We start from the raw sequence: 21217 nt of genomic DNA, 5'->3' as shown, positions 1-21217 counted from the left end.
GCGTGCCGCGCCCCGCTGTGCGCGGCGCGGCGGGCGGCGGTCACCGCACGACGAACACGGCCACCACGGTGACGAGGGCGACCAGCGCGAGGGCCGCCGACGTGAGGGCGGTGAGGTGCGCGACGCGCCGTTTCGAGGGGAGGCCCTGGACCTCGATGCCGGCGGGACCGGGGAAGGCGTAGTAGACGCGGTCCGGGTCGGCGTGGACCTCGACGCGGGCCAGCGGCAGGTAGCGGAGCGTGACGTGGCGGCGTACCTCGCGCTCCTTGGCGGCCAGGCGGGGGACGATCGCCTTGCGGTGGGCGTCCTCCAGGTAGTCCGGGAGTTCCTCGCCGACACCCGTCATACGGCTTCCGCTCCAGGCGCCGTTGGCGTCCGTCCGGAGTTTCAGGGCCAGCGGGGCGGGCCGCCTCACCTCGTCGCGGTCCGGGGTGTGGATGACGGCCCCCTCGGTCCACACGGTGAACAGGCCGGTGCCGCCGCACGCCTCGTCCCGCACGCGTTTGGCGCCCTTGCAGGTCTGGCAGGTGACGAACCCCTTCGCCCGGCACGTCACGCACTCCCGTTCGCGCTGCCCGAGACACGTCGGGCAGGCCACGTCCGCCCGCTTGCACCGTCTGCACGCGGCACGCTGCTCCGCGCCCTGGGGGCGCGGCCGGGCCGTGGTCCGGGCCCGGCGGGTGCGCGGGTGGCCGGTGCCGTTGCACTCCCAGCAGGCGTCGGGACCGCCGTGGCAGGTCTCGCACTCGACGTAGCGGGCGCACTGACGCCCGCCCTGCCCCTCGCACACCGGGCAGTCCTTCCTGCCCTCGACGCAGTCACCGCAGGACTCCTCGCCGAGCGAACCGTCCTTGACGAGCTCGACCCGCCCGGAGTTCGCGGGGTCGGCGGGCGGTTCGACGGGGTGGCCGGCGAGGTCGGTGTACGTCGGCCGGCCCGCGATGCCCTTCGGCCGGCCCTTGACCCGCTTCGCCGTCTCCTCCTCGCTGCGGATGGAGCGCACGACCCGGCACTCGAACACCGACTGCCAGACCAGGTAGGCCGCGCCCGGAGCGGAGAGGGAGGTGTGGACGCCGTACCGGGCGGCCTTTTCCTCGACGGCTTGGAGCATCTCTTCACGGGACGGTGCCGTGGGCAACGCCGCCTCCCCCTCGTCGACGGATGACGCATATGGGAAGAGCAGGGTAGGAGGCCCTCAACCGGGCGGCAAGAGGGCCTATGTCCCCCTTCGGGTCGCTCGGGTCAGCGCGGCTCCCGGACGACCACGACACCCCCCGGTGGCACGGTGACCGTGCCGCCCTTCAGGGGCTCGCCCGTGAGGAGTTCGACGGCGTCGGCGGCGACCGGAACCTCGGCACCGGCTCCCCGGTGGTCGACGAGGAAGAGGTAGTCGGCCGCCTCGCCCCGCCGCAGCACGGCCTCCACGCCCTCCGGTGTGACACGGACCGACGCCACTCCCGCCTCGGCGCAGACCCGGTCCAGGAGTGCGGCGAGCGTGCCGGCGTCGGGGAGCGTCGCCACGTACCAGGCGGTGCCGGTCCCGTACGCGTGCCGGGTCACCGCCGGTACGCCGGGCAGCGGGCCGGAGGTGTAGGAGGTGACGGCCCGCGCGCCCGCCAGGCGTACCCGCTCCGTCCACAGCGACGCCGTACCGCCTCCGGTCAGGTCCGCCTTCTCACCCGGCAGCAGCGGGAACAGTTCGTCGGTGCGGACGCCGAGCGCCTCACGGAACGCGCCCGGGTAACCGCCCAGCCGGACATGGCAGTTCTCGTCGACCGCGCCGCTGTGGAAGCCCACCGCGAGCGTGCCGCCGCGGGCCGCGAAGTCGGTGAGGTTCGCCGCGGACTCGTCGTCGACGAGGTACAGGCTGGGCGCCAGGACCAGGCGGTACGAGGACAGGTCGGCGTCCGGGCGGACGAAGTCGACCGCGATGCCCGAGCGCCACAACGGCTCGTACCAGGACCGGACCAGGTCGAGGTGACGGACCTGGTCGCTGGGCTGGGAGGGCAGTTCCAGGGCCCACTTGGCGTCCCAGTCCCACACCACCGCCACCTCGGCCGCGGCCGTGCTGCCCCGCACCTCGGCCAGGGCCTTCAGGTCCGCGCCCAGTGCGACGACGTCCTGCCAGATCCGGCTGTCCGTACCGGCGTGCGGCAGCATCGCCGAGTGCCACTGCTCGGCGCCCGCCTTCGCCGCCCGCCACTGGAAGTAGGCGATGCCGTCGGCGCCGCGCGCCACGTGGGCGAGGGCGTTGCGGCGCAACTCCCTCGGGTTCTTGGCCCGGTTGACCGGCTGCCAGTTGACCGCGCCGGTGGAGTGCTCCATCAGGAACCAGGGGCGGCCGCCGGCGAGGGAGCGGACCAGGTCGCCGCTGAGCGCGATGTCGATCTGTGACTCCGGGTCCGTGGAGCGCAGGTAGTGGTCGTTGGAGACGATGTCCAGCTCTGGGGCCCAGCGCCAGTAGTCCAGCGCGTCGAAGCTGTGCCCCACCATGAAGTTGGTGGTCGCGGGCTGCGCGGGTGCCGCCTTCCGCAGGACGCCCCGCTCCGCCTCGTACAGCGACAGCAGGGCGTCGCTGCAGAAGCGGCGCCAGTCGAGCCGGTGGGTCGGGTTGGGGACCGCGCCCGTCGAGCGCGGCGGGATGATCTCGTCCCAGTCGTAGTACCACTGGCTCCAGAAGGCGGTGCCCCAGGCGTCGTTGAGCGCGTCCAGGTTCTCGTACCGGGCGCGCAGCCACACCCGGAAGGCGGCCGCGCTGGTGTCGCAGTGGCACTCGGCGTTGTGGCAGCCGTACTCGTTGTGGACGTGCCACATCACCACGGCCGGGTGGTCCGCGTACCGCCGGGCCAGTTCGCCGGCGATCCGCAGGGCCGCCGCGCGGTAGGCGGGGCTGCTCGGGCAGAACGTCTGGCGGCTGCCGTAGGAGAGGGTGCGGCCGTCGTGGTCGACGGGCAGGGCCTCGGGGTGTGCCCGGAAGAACCAGGCGGGGGGCGCGGCGGTCGGGGTCGCCAGGTCGGCGGCTATGCCGTTCGCGTGGAGCAGGTCCAGGACGCGGTCCATGCGGGAGAAGTCGTAGACGCCCTCGGACGGTTCGAGCAGCGCCCAGGAGAAGATGCCGACGCTGACCATGGTCACGCCGGCCTCACGCATCAGGCGTACGTCCTCGGCCCAGACCTCCTCGGGCCACTGCTCGGGGTTGTAGTCCCCGCCGTACGCGATGCCGGGAACGGAGAGGCTGCGGCTCACTGGTCAACTCCCCCAAGAAGGCGTCGGGTTGTGGTGACGCCCCAGGCGTCGAGGGACAGCAGGCGGTCGCTGGAGGCCATCAGGCCACCGGTCGCCTCGACGTGCGCGGCCCAGCGTTCGCGGGTCTCCACCGCCGGGCGGGCCATCAGGCAGTCGGGGTCGTTGACCCAGAGGCGGCCGTGCTGCCACTGGCGGCCGGCGCCGGTGAACTCGGCCGGGTCCTGGCCGGGCTGGCTGTAGTCGCCGGCCTCGTGGACGCGGGCGGTGCGGTGGTCCACCGGCACGGAGGCCAGCGGCGTGAACGGGTGGGGCACGGTGGTTCTCTTTCACAAAAGGGGGCTGGTCCGGCCTGGTCGACGGGACCGGTCAGCCCTTGTTGGCTCCCAGCGTCAGGCCGCTGACGAACTGCCGCTGCAGCGCGAAGTACACGATCAGCGTCGGGATCGCGGTGAGCAGGGCGCCGGCGGCGACCAGGTTGGGGTCGGTGAAGTACTGGCCGGAGAGGTTGTTCAGCGCCGAGGTGATCGGCATGTTCTCGCCGGTGGAGATCAGCACGATGGCCCAGAAGAAGTCGTTGTAGATCCAGATCGAGAGGAGGGTGCCCAGGGCCGCCATCGCGGGCTTGCACAGGGGCAGGACGATCTGCCAGTACATCCGCCACACCGAGGCGCCGTCGACCAGCGCGGCCTCGGTCAGCTCGTGCGGGAGCATGCGCATGTAGTTGCTCAGCACGAAGGCGCAGAAGCCGGACTGGAACGCCACGTGGATGAGGACCAGGCCGAGCGCGGAGTCGTACAGCTTGCCGCTGGCCGTGATGCCCGGCAGGTCCACGAGCAGATACAGGCGGTACAGCGGGGTGATGATCACCTGCTGCGGCAGCAGGTTGCCCGCCGTGAAGACCAGCAGCAGGAAGAGGTTGACCCGGAAGTCGAAGCGGCTGACGTAGAACGCGACCATCGACGACAGCACCAGCGTCAGCAGCACGGCGGGGACCGCGATGATCAGCGTGTTGGCGAAGTAGTGCATCATGTCGGACTGCTCGAACGCGTTCGTGAAGTTGTCGAAGCTCAGCTTGTCCGGCCAGGAGACGTAGCCCTTGTCACTGGTCTCGGCGTACGGCCGCAGGGCCGCGAACACCGCCCACAGCAGCGGGGCGAGCCAGACCAGCGAGGTGACGACGAGGAAGACGTGCAGCAGGACCCGCGCCGGGCGGAGCGGGGTGCGCTGCTTCGCGCCGAGCGCGACGGTGGAGGTGCTCATGCGCGCCGCTCCTTCCGGAAGGTCGCGATCAGGTACGGGATGATCACGACGAGGGAGATCACCAGCAGGACGACGGCGATCGCCGACCCGTAGCCGATCCGGCTGGACTCGCCGATGATGTTGTTGGTGATCAGGATCGACAGCAGCTCGGTGCCCTGGGCGCCCTTGTTGAAGACGAACACCAGGTCGAAGGCGCGCAACGCCTCGATGATGGTGACGACCAGGACGACGGTGTTGGTGGGCCGCAGCGTCGGGAAGATGACGTTCTTGAACGTCTGCCACTCGTTCGCGCCGTCCAGCGAGGAGGCCTCGCGCAGGGACGGATCGACGCCCTTCAGGCCGGCCAGGTAGAGGATCATCATGTACCCGGTGTGCCGCCAGGAGGCGGCGATCAGGACCGCCCACAGGTTGAGGTCCGGGTCGCCGATCCAGTCGATGTAGTGGCCGGGCTTGTTGGCCCCGATGAGGCTGTTGATCAGGCCCGTGTCGGGGTTGTAGATGAGCTGCCAGACGAACCCGGTGACCGCCAGCGACACCACGACGGGCAGGAAGAAGGCGGTCTGGTAGACCCGGCTGAAGCGGATCTTCTTGTCCAGCTGCACGGCCAGGAACAGACCGAACGGGGTCGGGATCGCGATGAGCACGACGAACCAGATGATGTTGTGCTGGAGGGCCGGCCAGAACTGCGGGTTGTCGTTGAACAGGTCCTTGAAGTTCTGCAGCCCGACCCACTTGATGGCGTCGAAGCCGATGCCGTCCCAGGTGGTGAAGGCCAGGGCGATCGAGGCCAGGGCGGTGACCCAGACGAGCAGGACGTGCAGGATCGTCGGCACGCCGGCCATCAGGCCGAGCGTGATGCGGTCGCGGCGGGTCAGCAGGCGTCGGTGACCCCGCGGGACCCGCTTGCTCGTGGATGCGGTGCCCGGAGGCGGCACCTCGGCCGCCTCCGGGGACTTCTGCGTGGGGAGGTCGGTGGTCATGAGGAGGCGAAGATCGTCTTCTTCTGGCGCTCGATGGACGCCAGCAGGCTGTCCACGCCCTTGGGGTTCTGGAGGAACTTCTGCAGGGAGGGCTGCATCACCGTCGAGGTGAAGTCGGGACGGCTGTCACGGTCCATGAACTGGGTGAGGCTCTTCGCCTCACTGATCATCGTGTACGCCTTCTTCTGGAGCGCCGTGTACGAGGAGGTGTCGGCCTTGCTGGAGGCGGCGACGACGCTCGAGTCGGCCTTGAGGTAGACGGCCTCGGCCTCCGGGGTGCCCAGGTACTCCAGGAGCTTCACCGAGCCCGCGTGGTTCTTCGGGTCCTTGCTGAGCATGAAGCCGTCGGTCGGCGCCTCGACGGTGTCCTGACCGTACGCGGAGTTGATCTCCGGGAAGGCGAAGAAGTCGAGGTCGTCCACGTCGGCCTTGTTGGTGAACTGCTGCGCCACGAAGGTGCCCAGCACGTACATGCCGGCCTTCTTCGACACCAGCGTCTGGGCCGCGTCCTGCCAGGTGCGGCCCATGAAGCCGTCCTGGTGGTACGGGATCAGCTCGGCCCAGTGGTCGAAGACCGCCTTCACCTTGGCGTCGGTCCACGACTCCTCGCCCGCCATCAGGGACTTGTGGAAGTCGTAGCCGTTGAGGCGGAAGTTGATCTGGTCGAAGGTGCCCATGGCCGGCCAGGCGTCCTTGTCGCCGAAGGCGATCGGCACGAGGCCGTCCTTCTTCATCTGCTTCGACAGGGCGACCAGCTGGTCCCAGGTGGTGGGGACGGTGTAGCCGTGCTGCTCGAAGACGCTCTTGCGGTAGAAGACCGCCCAGGGGTACGTGTACAGCGGCACGAAGTAGTACTTGCCGTCCTCGCCCTTGCTGAGCTTCTTCATCGCGTCGGGGAAGTTGCCCCCGATCTTCGCCCACACGTCGTCGATGGGGGTGGCGAGCTTCTTGGCCGCGAAGAACTGCATCCGGTAGCCGGCGAACCAGGTGAAGACGTCGTCGGGCGTGCCCTGCAGGTAGGAGTTGATCTGCTCCTGGAAGGTGTTGTGGTCCTTGGTGTTCACGTCGACCTTGATGCCGGACTGCTTCGTGAAGGCCGCGTAGATCTCGGCGAACGCCTTCTTCGGCACCGCGTCGGAGGAGTTCGACCCGAGGGAGACGGTCTTCGGGTCGCTGGCCGAGCCGCTGTCGCCGCAGGCGCTCAGCAGCGGTATGCCGGCGCCGAGAACCGCGGCACCGCCGATGCCCCTCAGCAGGCCGCGGCGGCTGGGAGCGAGACGGGAGAGGCCGGAGGGGGTGAGATCGGACATGAACGGCTCCTGACGAAACAGGGTTCGGCCGGATGCGTCGTGCTTGCAGTCGTCGTAACCGACCAGAAACCAACGTGACCGAACACGGTGGCGCAATAACACTCGTATGTCCGTCATGCGTCAAGAGGTCATGCCTCCAGTTGTCGAAACGTAATCGACGTCACCGCCCATGTGCTGGCAAAGACAGAAGGCGCACAGCCATGCGGCTGCGCGCCTTCCGGGCCTCCGACCTGCGCGGAAGCGCCGGCCGACGGGAGTCGCGGCCTACTGGAAGGCGGCGAAAGCCTTCGAGAAGGCGTGCGCGTCCTGGACCACGGAGCTACAGGTGGCGTCCGCCGAGTTCTTCGCACCGCCCGGGCACTGCTTGTCCCGGGTCGCGGACCACATCGACAGCCAGCCGAGCCCCTTGCTCTTCGCGAACGTCACGAGCTGGGAGGCGTCGTCGACCTTGAAGATCTCCGAGGCCACGTCGTTGACGCCGATCATCGGGGTGACGGCGACCGCCTTCCAGGCGGCACTGTCGGACAGCCCGAGCACGCCCTTGACCTGGGCCTGCGTGGCGGTGGCGGCCTGCTCGGCATAGCTGCCCATGTCACCGCTGTACGCGGGGCCGTAGTCCATCGCCATGATGTTGACCGTGTCGATCTTCACGCCGTTGGACTTGGCGTTGGACAGCAGGCTCACGCCGTCCTGGGTCAGGCCCTCGGGCATGACGGGCAGGGTGAAGGAGACGTCCAGACCCGGGTGCTGCTGCTGGAGCTTGGCGACGGCCTGGGCCCGGCGGGTGTTCGCGGCCGCGTCGGGCAGCGCGCCGCCCTCGACGTCGAAGTCGACCTTGGTGAGCTTGTAGGCGTCCACGGCCTTGCCGTACGCCGCCGCCAGCGCGTCCGCCGACGAGCAGGTCGTCGCCAGTTCGGAGCCGGACGCGCCGCCGAAGGAGACGCGCACGTCGCCGCCCTTGGCGCGCAGCGCCCCGATCTGCGAGGCGACACCGTCGCTCGCGAGGTCGGTGACCCCGCCCCACTTCGGGGTGCAGCCGCCGCCGTCGGTGACGAAGGCGAGGTTGTAGTTCTTCACGCCGGTGGCCTCGGCGCTCGCGAGCAGGTCGAAGGCCGGGTAGAGGGAGGTGTCGACGTACGGGGCGAAACCGGCGGTGGCGGGGGTACCGGTGCCGGTGCTCTGCGAGGGGGACGCGGTGGGGGTGGAGGTGGGACCGGTGGTCCGCGTGGGGGTCGCGGTGGGGGTCGCCGTCGGGGTGGCGGACTGGGTCGGGCGGCCGCTCGGCTCGGGGGTGGCCCCGTCGTCGGCGGAGCACTTCGCGCCGCCGATGAGACAGCCCGCCGGGTCGCCGGTGCCGTTCACGACGAAGCCGACGGTGACCGCCTCGCCGACGGCCAGCCCGTCCGTGTCCCACTTGGGCGGCCTGACGGTGACGTGCTGCCCGCTGACGCTCGACTCGCCGTTCCACAGGGAGCTGAGCTTCGAGCCCGAGGGCAGGTCGAACTCCAGCTTCCAGGTGCTCTCCGCCTGGCCGCTGTTGTTCGTGACGACGTACTGCGCGGTGTATCCGGTCGACCAGTCGCTGGTCCTGGTGTACGCGGCGCCGACACCGGCGGCCTGTGCGGTGCCGGTGAGCAGGATCGCGCCGCCACCGACCACGGCCGCGGCGACGACGCCGCCTATCGCCTTGTTTCTGCCACTGACCTTGCGCCGGTGCGTGCTCATCGCGTGCCTGCCTTCGCCGTTCACGGATCCGGACGGCCGAGGGCCTTCCGGGGGTGGGGTGAGGGCAGCACGCTAGCGATCCGGAGTCGGACAAAGCGCCTGTTCCGGGCGGGCGTCGGGGATCTTAGGGCGCGCTTAAGGAAGGGATCGGGGACGGTTAAAGGTAGAGACCAATCTGCCGCGCCGACGGCGGCGCACGGACCCCCGGTGTCCCCGCCGCACCGGCTCGCGGCCGTCCAGCTGGATCCAGATCCGCACCTCCGTGCCGCCGAGCACGGAGGACCCGATCCGCACGTCACCGCCGGTCGCCTCCGCGAGCCGGCGCACGATGTCCAGGCCGAGCCCGGTCGAGCCGTCGCTGCCGGAGCCCCTCCCGCGCGCCATCGCCGCCTCCGGGTCCCGGATTCCGGACCCGGCGTCCGACACCAGCACGATCACCGCGTCCTCGCCGTTGTGCACGTCGACCGCGAAGGCGGTGCCCTCCGGGGTGTGCCGGAAGACGTTGCCGAGCAGCGCGTCGAGGGCGGCGGCCAGATCGGTCCGGGCCACGGGTATGCGCACGGGCCGGTCCGCCCCGGCCACCCGCCACTTGCGGCCCTCGTCCTCGGCGAGCGCCGACCAGAACCCCATCCGCTCCCGGACCACCTCGGCCGCGTCGCAGCCCGCGCCGGGACCGGCGGCCGCGGTCTGCGGCTTGGCCTCCCGGGCCGTCCGGATGATGGTGTCGACCTCGCGCTCCAGTTGCGCCACGGCGGCCCGCGTCTGGTCGGCGGCCGGTCCCTGGCCGAGCGAGGCCGCGTTCAACCGCAGCACGGTCAGCGGCGTGCGCAGCCGGTGTGACAGATCGGCCGCCAACTCACGCTCGTTCGCCAGCAGTTGTACGACCTGGTCGGCCATGGAGTTGAACGCGACCGCCGCCAGCCGCAGTTCGGTCGGCCCCTCCTCGGGCACCCGGGCCCCCAGCTGCCCGTCCCCCAGTTCGTGCGCGCTCTCGACGAGCCGTTGGGCCGGCTGCACCATCCGTACGCCCAGCCGGTCCGCCACCGCGACCGAGCCGACGACGAGCGCGGCACCGACCGCGGCGAGCACCGCCCAGGCGGTGCCGACGCCGTTGCTGACCTCGGACTCGGGCACGTACACCTCGACGACGGCGATCTCGCCGGAGCTCAGCGCGACCGGCTGGAGCAGCGTGGAGCCGCCGGACACCTCGCTGGTGGAGGCGCGGCCCAGCCTGCGCACGGTGTCGATGTCCTTGTCGGCGGCACGCTGGCGGCCGATGTCCTCGGCGGCCACCGCGTCGCTCGCCGGTATGTGCACGGCCATCCCGGCGTCCGAGCCGGCCGAGGCGACGACCCGCTCCAGCTGGTCGCGGTCGGTGGTGATGGACAGCGCCGGCGCCACGGCGGCGGCCTCCCGCTCGGCGTTGGAGAACGCGCGGTCCCGGACCATCTCCTTGATGACGAGTCCGAGCGGGACCGCGAAGGCGACCACGACCATCGTCGTGACCGCGAGGCAGACCTTGACCAGTGCCCATCTCATCGCGGCGGCTCCGCCCCGGGCGGCTCCAGCTTCACGCCGACCCCTCGCAGGGTGTGCAGATAGCGGGGTGCCGCGGCCGTCTCGCCCAGCTTGCGCCGCAGCCACGACAGATGGACGTCGATGGTCTGGTCGTCGCCGTAGGACTGCTGCCACACCTCGGCGAGCAGTTCCCTGCGCGGTACGACGACACCCGGCCGGCCGGCGAGGAAGGCGAGCAGGTCGAACTCGCGGCGGGTGAGGTCCAGTCGGGCGCCGTCCAGCTCGGCCTGGCGGCGCAGCGGGTCGACGGTCAGGCCGCCGACCCGGATCACGGTGGACGGCGCGGCCTCACCGGTGGCGCGGGACCGGCGCAGGACCGCCGCCATCCGGGCCGACAGGTGCTCGACGGAGAACGGCTTGGTGAGATAGTCGTCCGCCCCGGCGTTCAACAGGCGGACGATCTCCGTCTCGTCGTCCCGCGCGGTGGCGATGATCACAGGGACGTCGGTGATGCCGCGCAGCATCTTCAGGGCCTCGGAGCCGTCGAGATCGGGCAGTCCGAGGTCGAGGATGACCACATCGAAGCGGAGCTGGGCGACCTCGCGCAGCGCCTCCAGCGCCGTACCGACGCTGCGCACGGTGTGTGCGGCGTCGGTCAGATGCCGGATGAGCGCCGAGCGTACGAACTGGTCGTCCTCGACCACGAGCACACTTGCCATGCGCCGCACCGTACGCCATGCGCACGAGCCCGGTCGGGGCCTGTGGACAACTCCGTTCCTGTGGACAACCGATGGCCGACCGGTGGGCACCCGTGGGACGGGTGAGGCAGTATGGCCGCGATGCGCAGAGGACTCGTACACGTACTGGCTTGGTCGCTCGCCACGGGCGCGGCGGTCACGCTGTCGTGGTGGGGTGTCCACACGGTGATGGCGGGCACGGTGTACGACCCGCCGCGCGCCCTGCCGATCGCGGCGGCCGACGCGACCACACAGGAGTCGAAGCCGCTGGCCTCCTCCACCAACCGGCCCTCCCCGTCCGGGAGCTCGCCGAAGAGCCCGTCGCGGAAACCGGACAGGACGGCCGCGAAGCCCACCCCGACACCGAGCCGCTCCGCGGACGCCGGCCCCTCCCCCACCTCCGGGACCACCTCGGGTGAGGTCAAGGCATACGACACCGACGGCGGCCGCGCGGTCTTCGACCTCGGCAGGACGTCCGCGACCCTCGTGTCGGCCACGCCGGGCGCGGGCTGGTCGATGCAGGTGTGGAAGACGGAGTCGTGGATCCGGGTGGAGTTCTCCTCGGGCGCGGACCGGGTGTCGGTGTTCTGCACCTGGCACGACGGGCCACCACGGGTGGAAGTGGGCACCTACTGAGGGCGCGCGGCCGCGGAGGGACGGTGCGCGGTCGTGGTCACCGGAAGACGGACGGCGGTGGGGCCGGGGAGGCCACCGCCGCCGCGTCCGTGACCGGTACGGCGCCGCCGGTGAAGTCCTTGAGCGTGCTGCCGTGTTCGACCCGGGCCGGGTGCGGGTCGGAGGCGGCCCGGCGGGTGAGTTCGGCGACCGGCAGCGGATGGTCGCAGGCGACCAGGACCGCGTTGCCGAAGCGTTTGCCGCGCAGCACCGTCGGGTCGGCGACCAGCGCGAGTTCGGCGAAGCGGGCGGCCGCGGTGGCGATCTGGCCGCGCAGGTGGGCGAGCGGCGGCCCGTCGGCGAGGTTCGCGGCGTAACAACCGCCGGGTTTCAGGGCCCGGCGGACCTCGTCGAGGAACTCGGTCGAGGTGAGGTGGGCCGGGGTCCGGGTGCCGCTGAACACGTCGGCGATGACGAGGTCGGCCCACCCGTCGGGCACCTTGGCGAGTCCCTCGCGGGCGTCGACGGAGCGCACCCTGATCCGCGCGTTCGGGTCCAACGGCAGTTCCCGGCGGACCAGTTGCACCAGGGTCGCGTCCCGCTCGACGACCTGCTGGGTGGAGCGGGGGCGGGTGGCGGCGACGTAACGGGCCAGGGTCAGCGCGCCGCCGCCGAGGTGCACGGCGTGGACGGGCTTTCCGGTCGGCGCGACGAGATCGATGACGTGTCCGAGGCGGCGCTGGTACTCGAAGGAGAGGTACGCCGGATCGGCGAGGTCGACGTGCGACTGCGGTGCCCCGTCGATCAGCAGGGTCCAGGCCCGCGCCCGGTCCCGGTCGGGTATGAGCTCGGCGAGCCCGCCGTCGACGGCCTCGACGACGGCTTCGGCGGCCGTACCTCCGCGCCGGGGGTTCCTGGACTTTCCCATGGGGTCATTATCAGGGGGCGGGCGGAGACCGGCTCAGCGAGCTCCGTGGGGGTCACCGACAGTTGTCCGCCGCCGCGATCAGCCGCGCGGCCTCCCCGAGCGCCGCCCGCAGCACCGCCGGATCGGTAGCGCGGTCCGCGTCGCCGGGCGGCAGCAGCCAGGCCGAGCCCTCGACCGGCGGCCGGGGGTGCAGGCTCAGCCCCCGTCCGTTGGTCTGCGTACACGTACTGCCCGGCACGTCCCACGCGTCCGCTGTCCCCGGCGGTACCAGGAATCCCAGCGTGTCGCACCCGTCGTCGTGCAGTACGGGACCCACCGCGTCGCCCACCCCGCGCCGCAGGATGTCGACCGCCTCCAGCCCCTGGCGCGACGGCACGGTGACGAGATCGCATCCGGCCCCCGCCCCCGAGGGCACACCGGCCCGCGCACCACGATCGATGCTCTGGCTGGTCTCCATCCCGGCCTCCACCACGGAACCCCTCCTCGGACGAGCGGATCGGGAGTCGGGTGGCTCCCGGTCCACGGGGTTCAACGCGTCGGCGCGTCAACGGCTACGGCGGAAGTCCGCCGCAAAGGATGGCAGTTCATGGCAGATCGCGGATGAGATATCCGTTTTGTAGCCAAACCCTGCGTGGTGGGTCCGGCACAGCGGGTACGTTCATGCCCGCCGGACACCGGGTGACCCAAGGACAACTCACCCGTCGTCCGGCATGGTTCGACGGTTCGCACGAGAGGACCCGGCCATGGCGTCGTCAACGGTGACCTCGTCCCAGCCCCCCACACCACCGCGGCCGAACCTCGTCTTCCGGCAGTTGCGCGGACAGCGCTCGCCGGCCGAGTTCGCCGCGGCGGTACGACGGGCCGCCCGCGAGATCGGCGAGGGGGTCAGCTGCGACGCGCGTTACGTCGGCCGGGTCGAGGCCGGCGAGATCCGCTGCCCCAACTACGCGTACGAACGGGTGTTCCTGCACATGTTTCCCGGCCGCACGCTCGCCGACCTGGGCTTCGCCCCCCGCTCGTCCGTCCGCGGACGGAGGGGGCGCGCCGCCGAGGACCCGCCACCCGTACCCGCCACCCACCCGGCGTACGTGGCGGGTGAGACGCAAGGGATCCGCGAGCCGTATGAGACGCAGAACCCGCACCACCCGCACGACCTACACCAGATCCACGAGCACCACGAGATCCACGAGGAGAGCGACGTGCTGCGTCGCGCATTCATGACCGGCGGGGGCGCCACGGTGGCCGCCGCCTCACTGGGCCCCCTCGGGCTCGCCCACGAGGCCGCCGCCGCGGGACGCCCCGTCCGCCGGGTCGGGACCGGCGAGACCGGCGCCCTCGAAGAAGCCGTCCGCCGGATCAGGCTGCTCGACGACCGGCACGGCGCGGACGGCCTCTACCGGCGCGCGGCGGCCCCGCTGCGTGCCGCGTACGCGCTGCTCGACGCGGGCGCCACCCGGCAGGCGACCTCCGACCGGCTCCACTCGGGCGCCGGTGAACTGGCCATCTCGGTGGGCTGGCTGGCACACGACTCGGGCCGGTTCGACGACGCCCGCTCGCACTACGCGGAGGCGCTCGCGACCGCCCGGATGACCGGCGACGACGCCCTGGAGGCGCACGCCTTCTGCAACACGGCGTTCCTCGCCCGCGACGCGGGCCGGCCACGCGAGGCGGTGCGGGCCGCGCAGGCCGCCCAGCGCGTCGCGCGCCCGCTCGGTTCCCCCCGCCTGATGTCGCTGCTCGCGCTGCGTGAGGCGGGCGGCTGGGCCGGGCTCGCCGACCGTGCCGCCTGCGAACAGGCGCTCGCCCGTGCACACGCGTTCTTCGAGCGCGGCCCCTCGGAGGCCGACCCCGAGTGGATGAGCTTCTACGGGGAGGCCGAGCTGGAGGCGCTGGAGGCCCAGTGCTGGTCGACCCTCGGCGACTGGCAGCGCGCGGCCCGGCACGCGCGCCGTGCGGTCCATCTCCAGGACCCGCACTTCACCCGCAACATCGCGCTGTACACGGCGGAACTGGCGGACGACCTCGCCCGGGGCGGCCGCCCCGACGAGTCCGCGGCGGCGGGCATGCGGGTGCTGGACCTGCTGGGCGAGGTGCAGTCGTCCCGCATCCAGTCGATGCTGGCGGGCACCGCGCGCGTACTGCGGCCGCACCGGCGCGCGTCGGGGGTGTCCGGGTTCCTCGAGCGGCACGCCTCGTCACCGCGTACGGCCTGAGCGGGGCCCACGGGCCGTCGCAGCAGGCCGGCGCCGCCCGTCACGGCCCTCCGTACCGAGCCGGACCGCTACCCGGCCAGGTGCCCCAGGTCGTTCCAGCTCTCGATCGCCGGCTCCCCGTACGCCCAGCCCAGAACGGAAAGCGACGTCGGGCTGAGCCTGATCCGCGCCGCGAAGTCGATCGGCAGCCCGAGCCAGCGGGCGCCGATGGACCGCAGTATGTGCCCGTGCGCGAACACCAGCACATCCCGGTCCGCCGCCCGCGCCCACGCGACCACCTCGTCGGCCCGGGCCGTGACCTCGGCGAGGGACTCGCCCTCCGGCACCCCGTCCCGCCAGATCAGCCAGCCGGGCCTGACCTCCTGGATGTCCTGCGGGGTCATGCCCTCGTAGGCGCCGTAGTCCCACTCCATCAGCGTGTCCCAGGTGCTCGCGCGCTCGCCGAACCCGGCGAGTTCGCACGTCTCACGCGCGCGTGCCAGCGGGCTGGTGCGCACCTCGACCCCGGCCAGGCCGTCGAGGGGAGCCCGGTGCAGGCGCTCGCCGAGCAGCTTGGCGCCCCGCCGTCCCTCCTCCAGCAGCGGCACGTCGGTCCTGCCGGTGTGCTTGCCGGACAGCGACCACTCCGTCTGTCCGTGCCGGGCCAGCAGGATGCGCGGTGCCATGCGGGGTGACCTTTCGAGGAAAAGACAGGCGGAACCGTTCCATCATCGCGCACCCTTGGCGGGGGCAACCCGGCGGCCGATCTCTGCGTCTTTGAGGGCCGGGGCCCCCTGCCGGGGATCCCACGGGGGCGCCCCACAGGGGGCGAGCTCATACGCCGTAAAGTGGCACGGCCGGTCAACCGGAGGCCGCACAGGGACGAAGGGGGAGGGCGATCGGATGCCGCAGACCGAGATACCGGGCATCGGGGCAGGCCCACGAACCCGCCTGCGCTGGTGGACCGAGCTGCCGCTGATCGTGCTCGTGTACGCCTGCTACTCGGCAGGCCGGCTGCTCGCCCGCGGTGACGTCAGCGGCGCCGTCGACCACGGCCTGACGATCCTGCGGGTCGAGAAGTTCCTGCACCTCAACGCCGAGCACCCGCTCAACCGCCTCTTCACGCGGGAGAGCTGGATCGGCGTACCGGCCGACTTCTGGTACGCGTCGCTGCACTACCTCGTGACACCCGCGGTCCTGATCTGGCTCTTCCGCTCGCGTGCCGTGCACTACCGCATGGCCCGCACCTGGCTGATGACGTCCACCTTCATCGGCCTGATCGGCTTCACCGCGCTGCCGACCTGCCCGCCCCGCCTCCTCTCGGCGGGCCACGGCTTCGTCGACACGATGGCCCAGTACAGCTCGTACGGCTGGTGGGGCGGCGAGGCCAGCGCGCCGCGCGGCATGGGCGGCATGACGAACCAGTACGCGGCCATGCCGAGCCTGCACGTGGGCTGGGCGCTGTGGTGCGGGGTCATGCTGTGGCGCTACGGCGGGACGCGTACCACGAAGGTCCTGGGCGTCGCCTACCCGCTGCTCACCACGGTCGTGGTGATGGGCACCGCGAACCACTACTTCCTCGACGCGGTCGCGGGTGCGGCGGCGATGGGTGTCGGGCTGCTGCTCGCCCCGCATGTGCTGCGGGGCGCGGACCGGGTCAAGGCGCGGTTCGAGGGCCACGGCTCACTGGTCGCAGCGCGCTCTCCTGACACGGTGGCCCCGATTGTCAGTGCCGGATGCCAGACTTCCGCGGGTGAGCGAATTCCACGGCAGCGCGAGTCACGGATCGGATCCGGAGCCGAGCCGGGTGCCTCTTCCACGGACGCGGGGGACGGGGCTCCGGCAGCGGCTCGCTGACCTGCGCGGTCCCGACGTACCGCCCAAGGCGCTGGACGCGCGCGCCCTGGCCGCCCTGGCGGCCAACCCGGGGTGCAACCGGCGCGCGATCCTCGACGGCGCCGGGGTGGACAAGGCGGACCTGGCGAGCGCGCTCGGCTCCCCGTCCGCCTTCGGACAGTCGCAGTTCGCGCTCACCCGGGGCAACGCGTTCGAGGCGCGGGTCAAGGCGGACGGCGGCGCGGAGCTGCTGCGGCTGGTGCACGAGAAGCTCGATCCGGGCGCGGAGCCACCGGCGGACGCACAGGTTCCCGAACTCTCCGCGATCGGACCCGAGGGCCGTGCCGCGCGTACGGTCCTCGCACTGCGCGAGGCCACCGCGTCCGGAGCCTGGACGCTGCTCGACCACCCGATGCTCGCTCTCGACGTGGCCGGCTCCCCCGCCTTCCTCGAGCCGGACGCGGTGGTCGTGCACCCGGACGGCAGCTGGACGGTCGTGGAGATCAAGTCGTTCCCGATGCTGGACGGCTCGGCGGACCCCGCGAAGGTCGGCGCGGCCGCGCGACAGGCCGCGGTCTACGTGCTCGCGCTGGAGGAGGTCGCCGCCCGGCTCGGCGCGGAACCGGCGGAAGGGGACGGCGACGGGGAGGTGAGCGGGAGGCCCGGGGAGCCGGGCGGCACCGTCACCCCGCGCGTACGCCATCGCGTGCTGCTCGTCTGCCCCAAGGACTTCTCCAACCTGGCCACCGCGTCCGCCGTCGACGTCCGCAAGCAGCGCGCCGTCACCGGCCGGCAGCTGACCCGCCTCACCCGCATCCAGGACATCGCCGAAACCCTGCCCGAGGGCACCTGCTTCGCCCCGGACCTGCCGACCGCCGAGCTCACCGCCGCCGTCGAGTCCGTGCCGGCCACCTACGCGCCCGAGTGCCTGTCCGCGTGCGAGCTCGCCTTCCACTGCCGCGAGCGCTCCCGCACGGCCGGCGCGGTCACCACCCTCGGCCGCCCGGTCCGCGCGGAACTGGGCGGCCTGACCACCGTCGAGGACGTCCTGGCCGCGGCCCGCGGCGAGGCCGGCGACCCGGACGACCCGGCGGTGGCGGCCCTGCGCAGGGCCGCACGGCTGCGGGCGGAGGCGCTGGGCGGCCACCCTGCGCGTGCGGACCGCCCGGCCGTCCTCGGCCAGGAGGCCGCCGTATGTCGCTGATCTCCACCCTGGCCCGTCTCGAGGCCGTCGCCACGGGCCGCGCCCAGCCCGTCACCACGGTCCGGCACCGCCATCTGTCCGACCGTCCCCTGGTCCTCGTGCCGCTCACCACCGCCGGTGAGGCGGGCGCACCGCTCGGCGCGCTGGTCGGCACCGACCGGGACGCGCCGCACCTGCTGGTCGTTCCGCAGCCGCGCGACCGCGACCTGCGGTTCGCGTTCCTCGCCGAACTGGCCGACGTCGTCCTGCCCCACCTCGACACGTACGCCGACGCCGTCGAGACCGCCGAACGCAACGAGACCGACCCGGAGACCGGCAAGCGGGTCAAGGTCGAGGTCGAACTGTGCGCGGACGCCCCCCAGTTGATCCTGCCGAGCCGCGCGGGCATCGAGCTCGTACGGCTGCTCGGGCGTTCCACGCGATTCCGGCGTACGGCGGACCAGGACCCGGAGGCGCCGCACCCCGCGCCGCCCCGGGTACCGCTGCTGGGCCGGTGGCTGACCCACTTCGCGGAGCGGGCCAGGGTGCCCGGATCGTCGCTGCTGCCAGCCATGACGGATCTGCTGGCCCGGCACTGGGCGACCGGCCAGTCCAGCCTCGAGGACCAGCACCTCGGCGCGCTGCTCGCCTGGATCGAGCCGCCGGACGGCACCTCGGGCGCGGAGGCCGCCCTGGCCGCCGAGCTGGCCCGGGACGCCCGGGGCCAGCTGCTGTGCCCGCCCGCGGGCCCCGCCACGGACCCGGCGTTCGACAACCGGCTGCTCGCCCCCGCCATCGAGCGCTACGACCGGGCCCGCACCGCGCTGGCCGCCGCCGAGGACGGTCTGGAGGCGGACGACCGGCTCGGCGCGCTCACCGCCGCCGAGCGCGCGATCCGCGACCTGGTCGACAGCCGTACCCGGCCCACCTGGGACGCGGTCTGGCGCGGCCTGGACCTGTTGCGGGAGCTGCCGGAGGGGGCGCACGTCGAGGAGCGGTGGACGCGCGACCGCTGGTCGTTCACCGGTCACCGGGACCGGGTCGTCGCCGGGGAGCCGCCGCAGCCGCGCCGCGACGACGCGGTCACCGCGGCGAACAAGCTCGCCACCCGGGAGCGCGAGCAGGCCCGTCTGGAGGCCCAGGAGGCCCTGGACGACCCGCTGGTGATGGCGGGGCGGCGGCTGGCCGGGGAGGCGTTCGCGGGCGAGGTCACGGACGTCGTCATGGCGTACAGCGAGAGCAAGCGGCCCAGCCCGCGCCCGCTGGTGACCGTGCGCACGGAGGACCGGCCGCACCTCGCCGAGCGCGCCAAGGTGTTCCGGTCGCTGGGCGGGAAGCCCCAGGCGGCCGAGTTCGTCGGCCGGGTGTCCACCGGGGACGACCCGGAGCACTCCGAGGAGTCCGCGGACGGCACCGTCCTCCTCGTGCTGCGGATCGTCGACAAGATGGGCCGCGGCAAGGAACCCGATGCGGGGTCCGTTCCCGAGAAGGGCGACCTCGTCTGTTTCACGCTCTTCGAGCACGAACAGCGCGGTGGGGCGAAGCTGCCCGACCCGGAGCAGACCCCGTGGACGCACGGCGGCCCGCCGGGCGAGGCCGCGGCCGTGCCGGAGCCCGCCGACCCGCCGACCCCGGAGGACGTCCTGTGACCACCCGGACCGCTTTCGATCCCGGGGCCGAGGCCGGCCGGGCGACCGACGCGATCCTCCGCGACACCCTGCACGGCTCCCACCGCGGTGTCGTCGTCGACTCCCCGCCGGGCGCCGGGAAGTCCACGCTCGTCGTGCGTGCCGCCCTGGAACTCGCCGAGGCCGGACGCCCGTTGATGGTCGTCGCGCAGACCAACGCCCAGGTCGACGACCTGGTCGTCCGGCTCGCCGAGAAGAACCCCGAGCTGCCGGTGGGCCGCCTGCACAGCAGCGACGCGGACCCGTACGACAAGGCGCTCGACGCGTTGCCGGCCGTCCGCACCTCGGCCAGGGCGGTCGACCTCGCCGGACTCCCGGTGGTCGTCTCCACGGCGGCCAAGTGGGCGCACGTCAAGGTCGACGAACCGTGGCGGCACGCGATCGTCGACGAGGCGTACCAGATGCGCTCGGACGCGCTGCTCGCCGTCGCCGGCCTCTTCGAGCACGCGCTGTTCGTGGGCGACCCGGGTCAGCTGGACCCGTTCTCGATCGTCGGCAGCGAGCAGTGGGCGGGCCTGTCGTACGACCCCTCGGCCTCGGCCGTGACCACTCTTCTGGCCCACAACCCCGAGCTGCCGCAGCACCGCCTGCCGGTGTCCTGGCGGCTCCCGGCGTCGGCCGCGCCCCTGGTCTCCGCCGCCTTCTACCCGTACACGCCGTTCCGCAGCGGCACCGGACACGGCGACCGGCGACTCGCCTTCGCCGTCCCCTCGGACGGCTCCCCGCCCGACCGGGTGATCGACGAGGCCGCCGAGGCGGGCTGGGGCCTGCTCGAGCTGCCCGCGCGGCACACCCCGCGCACCGACCCGGAGGCGGTCCGGGCGGTGGCGACGGTCGTACGACGCCTGCTGGACCGGGGCGGCGCGGCCACCTCGGAGCGTTCGCCCGACCCCGCCCCCCTCACGGCCGGCCGGATCGCGGTCGGCACGGCCCACCGGGACCAGGCCGCGGCGGTCCGCGCCGCCCTGGCCGACCTCGGCGTCACGGACGTCATCGTCGACACCGCGAACCGCCTCCAGGGCCGCGAGTACGACGTCACGGTCGTCCTGCACCCCCTCTCCGGCCGTCCCGACGCCACCGCCTTCCACCTGGAGACGGGCCGTCTGTGCGTGCTGGCCTCCCGTCACCGGCACGCCTGCGTCGTGGTGTGCCGGGCCGGGGTGAGCGAGCTGCTGGACGACTATCCGTCGACCGAGCCGGTGCAGCTGGGCACCGTCGTGAAGTTCCCGGACGGCTGGGAGGCGAACCACGCCGTGCTGGCCAGACTGGCCGAGCACCGGGTGACGTGGCGGACCTGACCCCGGTCGGGGGAACATCCCGCGGGCCGGCGTACTTGAAGGTGCCGGAGTGTTCCGGGGCCTCTTGCGCGGGCGCGGGACAATGGACGGTGGCCCACTCCGCAGACGGGCCATCGGCAACGTACGAGGAGGAGAAGACATGGCGGAGCCCACGCCGCGTCGGAACGAACCGCGGCTACGCCCCGCGCCCCTGCTCTTCGAGCCCACCCAGGTGGCCGACGACCCGGAGCACTTCTTCGACCTGGAGTCGATCGACGACCCCAGGGCGCTGCTGGCCCGGGCGACGGAGCTCACGCACGCGTTCCGGGCGGCGACCGACCGCGCGGTGGAGTTCCAGGCGATCGCCGCGGCACAGCTGGCGGACCCCCGTCGCTTCGACCGGCTGACCCCGGGGGACATCGCCGAGCGGGCCGAGTGGACCGAGGACTACGCCAGGAAGATGGTCGAGTTCGGCCGGGACCTGCTGAGCGGTGTCGAGGGCAGGGGTCACGTCGACCCGGTGTGAGCAGGGTCGCGGGCTCCGCACCCCGTAGCGGGAAAGCCCGTACCGGGAAAGCCCGCAGCGGGTTTGCCCGTACCGGGTGAGCCCCGTGCCGGGGCTGACGGCACACCCCTGATGGCATATGCCAGGCGGGCAAGATACTCCCCTCCGCCCTCCCGCGTCCCGGTTTCCCGCAACCCTCGGGAACGGCGCGCTCACG

General features: G+C 72.5%; 18 protein-coding genes and 1 pseudogene. 7 read left to right on the top strand and 12 right to left on the bottom strand.

The features are described from left to right. Positions 1-40 precede the first annotated feature (40 nt). From OG985_RS29085 to OG985_RS29045, 9 genes and pseudogenes are all read right to left on the bottom strand, one after another. Positions 41-1138: a hypothetical protein gene (locus tag OG985_RS29085; protein ID WP_371671297.1), complete on the bottom strand. Its 1098-nt coding sequence runs from the start codon at positions 1136-1138 to the stop codon at positions 41-43. 104 nt (positions 1139-1242) lie between these two features. After that, positions 1243-3246 carry a beta-galactosidase gene (locus tag OG985_RS29080; protein ID WP_371671296.1) on the bottom strand — a complete coding sequence of 668 codons (2004 nt, stop codon included), beginning with the start codon at positions 3244-3246 and terminating at the stop codon, positions 1243-1245. Then, positions 3243-3506: pseudogene (locus tag OG985_RS29075) on the bottom strand (alpha-galactosidase); the annotation flags it as partial. The gene OG985_RS29080 and the pseudogene OG985_RS29075, both read right to left, overlap by 4 nt. A 106-nt stretch (positions 3507-3612) precedes the next feature. Beyond that, the gene (locus OG985_RS29070) at positions 3613-4506 is read right to left on the bottom strand and encodes a carbohydrate ABC transporter permease (protein ID WP_371671295.1); all 894 of its coding nucleotides are present in this window, start codon (positions 4504-4506) and stop codon (positions 3613-3615) included. After that, positions 4503-5486, bottom strand: a complete 984-nt coding sequence (locus tag OG985_RS29065; protein ID WP_371671294.1) for a carbohydrate ABC transporter permease — start codon at positions 5484-5486, stop codon at positions 4503-4505. The genes OG985_RS29070 and OG985_RS29065 overlap by 4 nt, the downstream gene beginning before the upstream one ends. Then, positions 5483-6796 (bottom strand): ABC transporter substrate-binding protein, encoded by a 1314-nt coding sequence (locus OG985_RS29060; protein ID WP_371671293.1) that lies wholly within the window; start codon positions 6794-6796, stop codon positions 5483-5485. Before OG985_RS29060 ends, OG985_RS29065 begins: the two co-directional genes overlap by 4 nt. Positions 6797-7060: 264 nt before the next feature. Continuing rightward, positions 7061-8521: a cellulose binding domain-containing protein gene (locus OG985_RS29055; protein WP_371671292.1), complete on the bottom strand. Its 1461-nt coding sequence runs from the start codon at positions 8519-8521 to the stop codon at positions 7061-7063. Positions 8522-8656: 135 nt separating this feature from the next. Beyond that, positions 8657-10060 carry a sensor histidine kinase gene (locus OG985_RS29050; RefSeq protein WP_371671291.1) on the bottom strand — a complete coding sequence of 468 codons (1404 nt, stop codon included), beginning with the start codon at positions 10058-10060 and terminating at the stop codon, positions 8657-8659. Continuing rightward, positions 10057-10758, bottom strand: a complete 702-nt coding sequence (locus OG985_RS29045; RefSeq protein ID WP_371671290.1) for a response regulator transcription factor — start codon at positions 10756-10758, stop codon at positions 10057-10059. Before OG985_RS29045 ends, OG985_RS29050 begins: the two co-directional genes overlap by 4 nt. Before the next feature lie 120 nt (positions 10759-10878). Between OG985_RS29045 and OG985_RS29040 the strand changes: the two genes are divergently transcribed. Further along, a complete protein-coding gene (locus OG985_RS29040; RefSeq protein ID WP_371671289.1) occupies positions 10879-11412 on the top strand; it encodes a hypothetical protein in 534 nt (177 codons plus the stop codon). Positions 11413-11449: 37 nt separating this feature from the next. On the opposite strand, the gene OG985_RS29035 is transcribed toward OG985_RS29040, so the two are convergent. Together OG985_RS29035 and OG985_RS29030 are read right to left on the bottom strand one after the other, a co-directional pair. Then, positions 11450-12319, bottom strand: coding sequence for a spermidine synthase (locus tag OG985_RS29035; protein WP_371671288.1), 870 nt, complete (start codon positions 12317-12319; stop codon positions 11450-11452). Positions 12320-12371: 52 nt separating this feature from the next. Further along, positions 12372-12791: a hypothetical protein gene (locus tag OG985_RS29030; protein WP_371671287.1), complete on the bottom strand. Its 420-nt coding sequence runs from the start codon at positions 12789-12791 to the stop codon at positions 12372-12374. A 271-nt stretch (positions 12792-13062) separates the two neighbouring features. On the opposite strand from OG985_RS29030, the gene OG985_RS29025 reads away from it, so the two are divergent. Continuing rightward, a complete protein-coding gene (locus OG985_RS29025) occupies positions 13063-14532 on the top strand; it encodes a hypothetical protein (protein ID WP_371671286.1) in 1470 nt (489 codons plus the stop codon). Between the two features lie 68 nt (positions 14533-14600). On the opposite strand, the gene OG985_RS29020 is transcribed toward OG985_RS29025, so the two are convergent. After that, positions 14601-15197 (bottom strand): histidine phosphatase family protein, encoded by a 597-nt coding sequence (locus tag OG985_RS29020; RefSeq protein WP_371671285.1) that lies wholly within the window; start codon positions 15195-15197, stop codon positions 14601-14603. 217 nt (positions 15198-15414) lie between these two features. Here OG985_RS29020 and OG985_RS29015 point away from each other — a divergent pair, with 217 nt between their 5' ends. From OG985_RS29015 to OG985_RS28995, 5 genes are all read left to right on the top strand, one after another. Beyond that, entirely contained in the window at positions 15415-16368 is a 954-nt protein-coding gene (locus OG985_RS29015; RefSeq protein ID WP_371671284.1) for a phosphatase PAP2 family protein, read from the top strand. Beyond that, positions 16319-17551, top strand: coding sequence for a hypothetical protein (locus OG985_RS29010; protein WP_371671283.1), 1233 nt, complete (start codon positions 16319-16321; stop codon positions 17549-17551). Before OG985_RS29015 ends, OG985_RS29010 begins: the two co-directional genes overlap by 50 nt. After that, the gene (locus tag OG985_RS29005) at positions 17542-19179 is read left to right on the top strand and encodes a hypothetical protein (RefSeq protein WP_371671282.1); all 1638 of its coding nucleotides are present in this window, start codon (positions 17542-17544) and stop codon (positions 19177-19179) included. The genes OG985_RS29010 and OG985_RS29005 overlap by 10 nt, the downstream gene beginning before the upstream one ends. Beyond that, positions 19176-20516, top strand: coding sequence for an AAA family ATPase (locus OG985_RS29000; protein WP_371671281.1), 1341 nt, complete (start codon positions 19176-19178; stop codon positions 20514-20516). Before OG985_RS29005 ends, OG985_RS29000 begins: the two co-directional genes overlap by 4 nt. A 139-nt stretch (positions 20517-20655) precedes the next feature. Further along, entirely contained in the window at positions 20656-21021 is a 366-nt protein-coding gene (locus tag OG985_RS28995) for a hypothetical protein (RefSeq protein ID WP_371671280.1), read from the top strand. The last annotated feature ends 196 nt before the right edge of the window (positions 21022-21217 follow it).

Source organism: Streptomyces sp. NBC_00289, from assembly GCF_041435115.1.
GTDB lineage: Bacteria > Actinomycetota > Actinomycetes > Streptomycetales > Streptomycetaceae > Streptomyces.
The sequence above is the reverse complement of the archived record's forward strand: the minus strand, read 5'-3'. Positions and strand labels throughout refer to the sequence as shown.

Excerpts from the sequence above, each read along its gene's own strand:
- OG985_RS29035 (WP_371671288.1), bottom strand. The coding sequence starts at position 12,319 with ATGGGAAAGTCCAGGAACCCCCGGCGCGGAGGTACGGCCGCCGAAGCC.
- OG985_RS29050 (WP_371671291.1), bottom strand. The coding sequence starts at position 10,060 with ATGAGATGGGCACTGGTCAAGGTCTGCCTCGCGGTCACGACGATGGTC.
- OG985_RS29015 (WP_371671284.1), top strand. The coding sequence starts at position 15,415 with ATGCCGCAGACCGAGATACCGGGCATCGGGGCAGGCCCACGAACCCGC.
- OG985_RS29005 (WP_371671282.1), top strand. The coding sequence starts at position 17,542 with ATGTCGCTGATCTCCACCCTGGCCCGTCTCGAGGCCGTCGCCACGGGC.
- OG985_RS29020 (WP_371671285.1), bottom strand. The coding sequence starts at position 15,197 with ATGGCACCGCGCATCCTGCTGGCCCGGCACGGACAGACGGAGTGGTCG.
- OG985_RS29045 (WP_371671290.1), bottom strand. The coding sequence starts at position 10,758 with ATGGCAAGTGTGCTCGTGGTCGAGGACGACCAGTTCGTACGCTCGGCG.
- OG985_RS28995 (WP_371671280.1), top strand. The coding sequence starts at position 20,656 with ATGGCGGAGCCCACGCCGCGTCGGAACGAACCGCGGCTACGCCCCGCG.
- OG985_RS29070 (WP_371671295.1), bottom strand. The coding sequence starts at position 4,506 with ATGAGCACCTCCACCGTCGCGCTCGGCGCGAAGCAGCGCACCCCGCTC.
- OG985_RS29055 (WP_371671292.1), bottom strand. The coding sequence starts at position 8,521 with ATGAGCACGCACCGGCGCAAGGTCAGTGGCAGAAACAAGGCGATAGGC.
- OG985_RS29025 (WP_371671286.1), top strand. The coding sequence starts at position 13,063 with ATGGCGTCGTCAACGGTGACCTCGTCCCAGCCCCCCACACCACCGCGG.
- OG985_RS29040 (WP_371671289.1), top strand. The coding sequence starts at position 10,879 with ATGCGCAGAGGACTCGTACACGTACTGGCTTGGTCGCTCGCCACGGGC.
- OG985_RS29065 (WP_371671294.1), bottom strand. The coding sequence starts at position 5,486 with ATGACCACCGACCTCCCCACGCAGAAGTCCCCGGAGGCGGCCGAGGTG.
- OG985_RS29060 (WP_371671293.1), bottom strand. The coding sequence starts at position 6,796 with ATGTCCGATCTCACCCCCTCCGGCCTCTCCCGTCTCGCTCCCAGCCGC.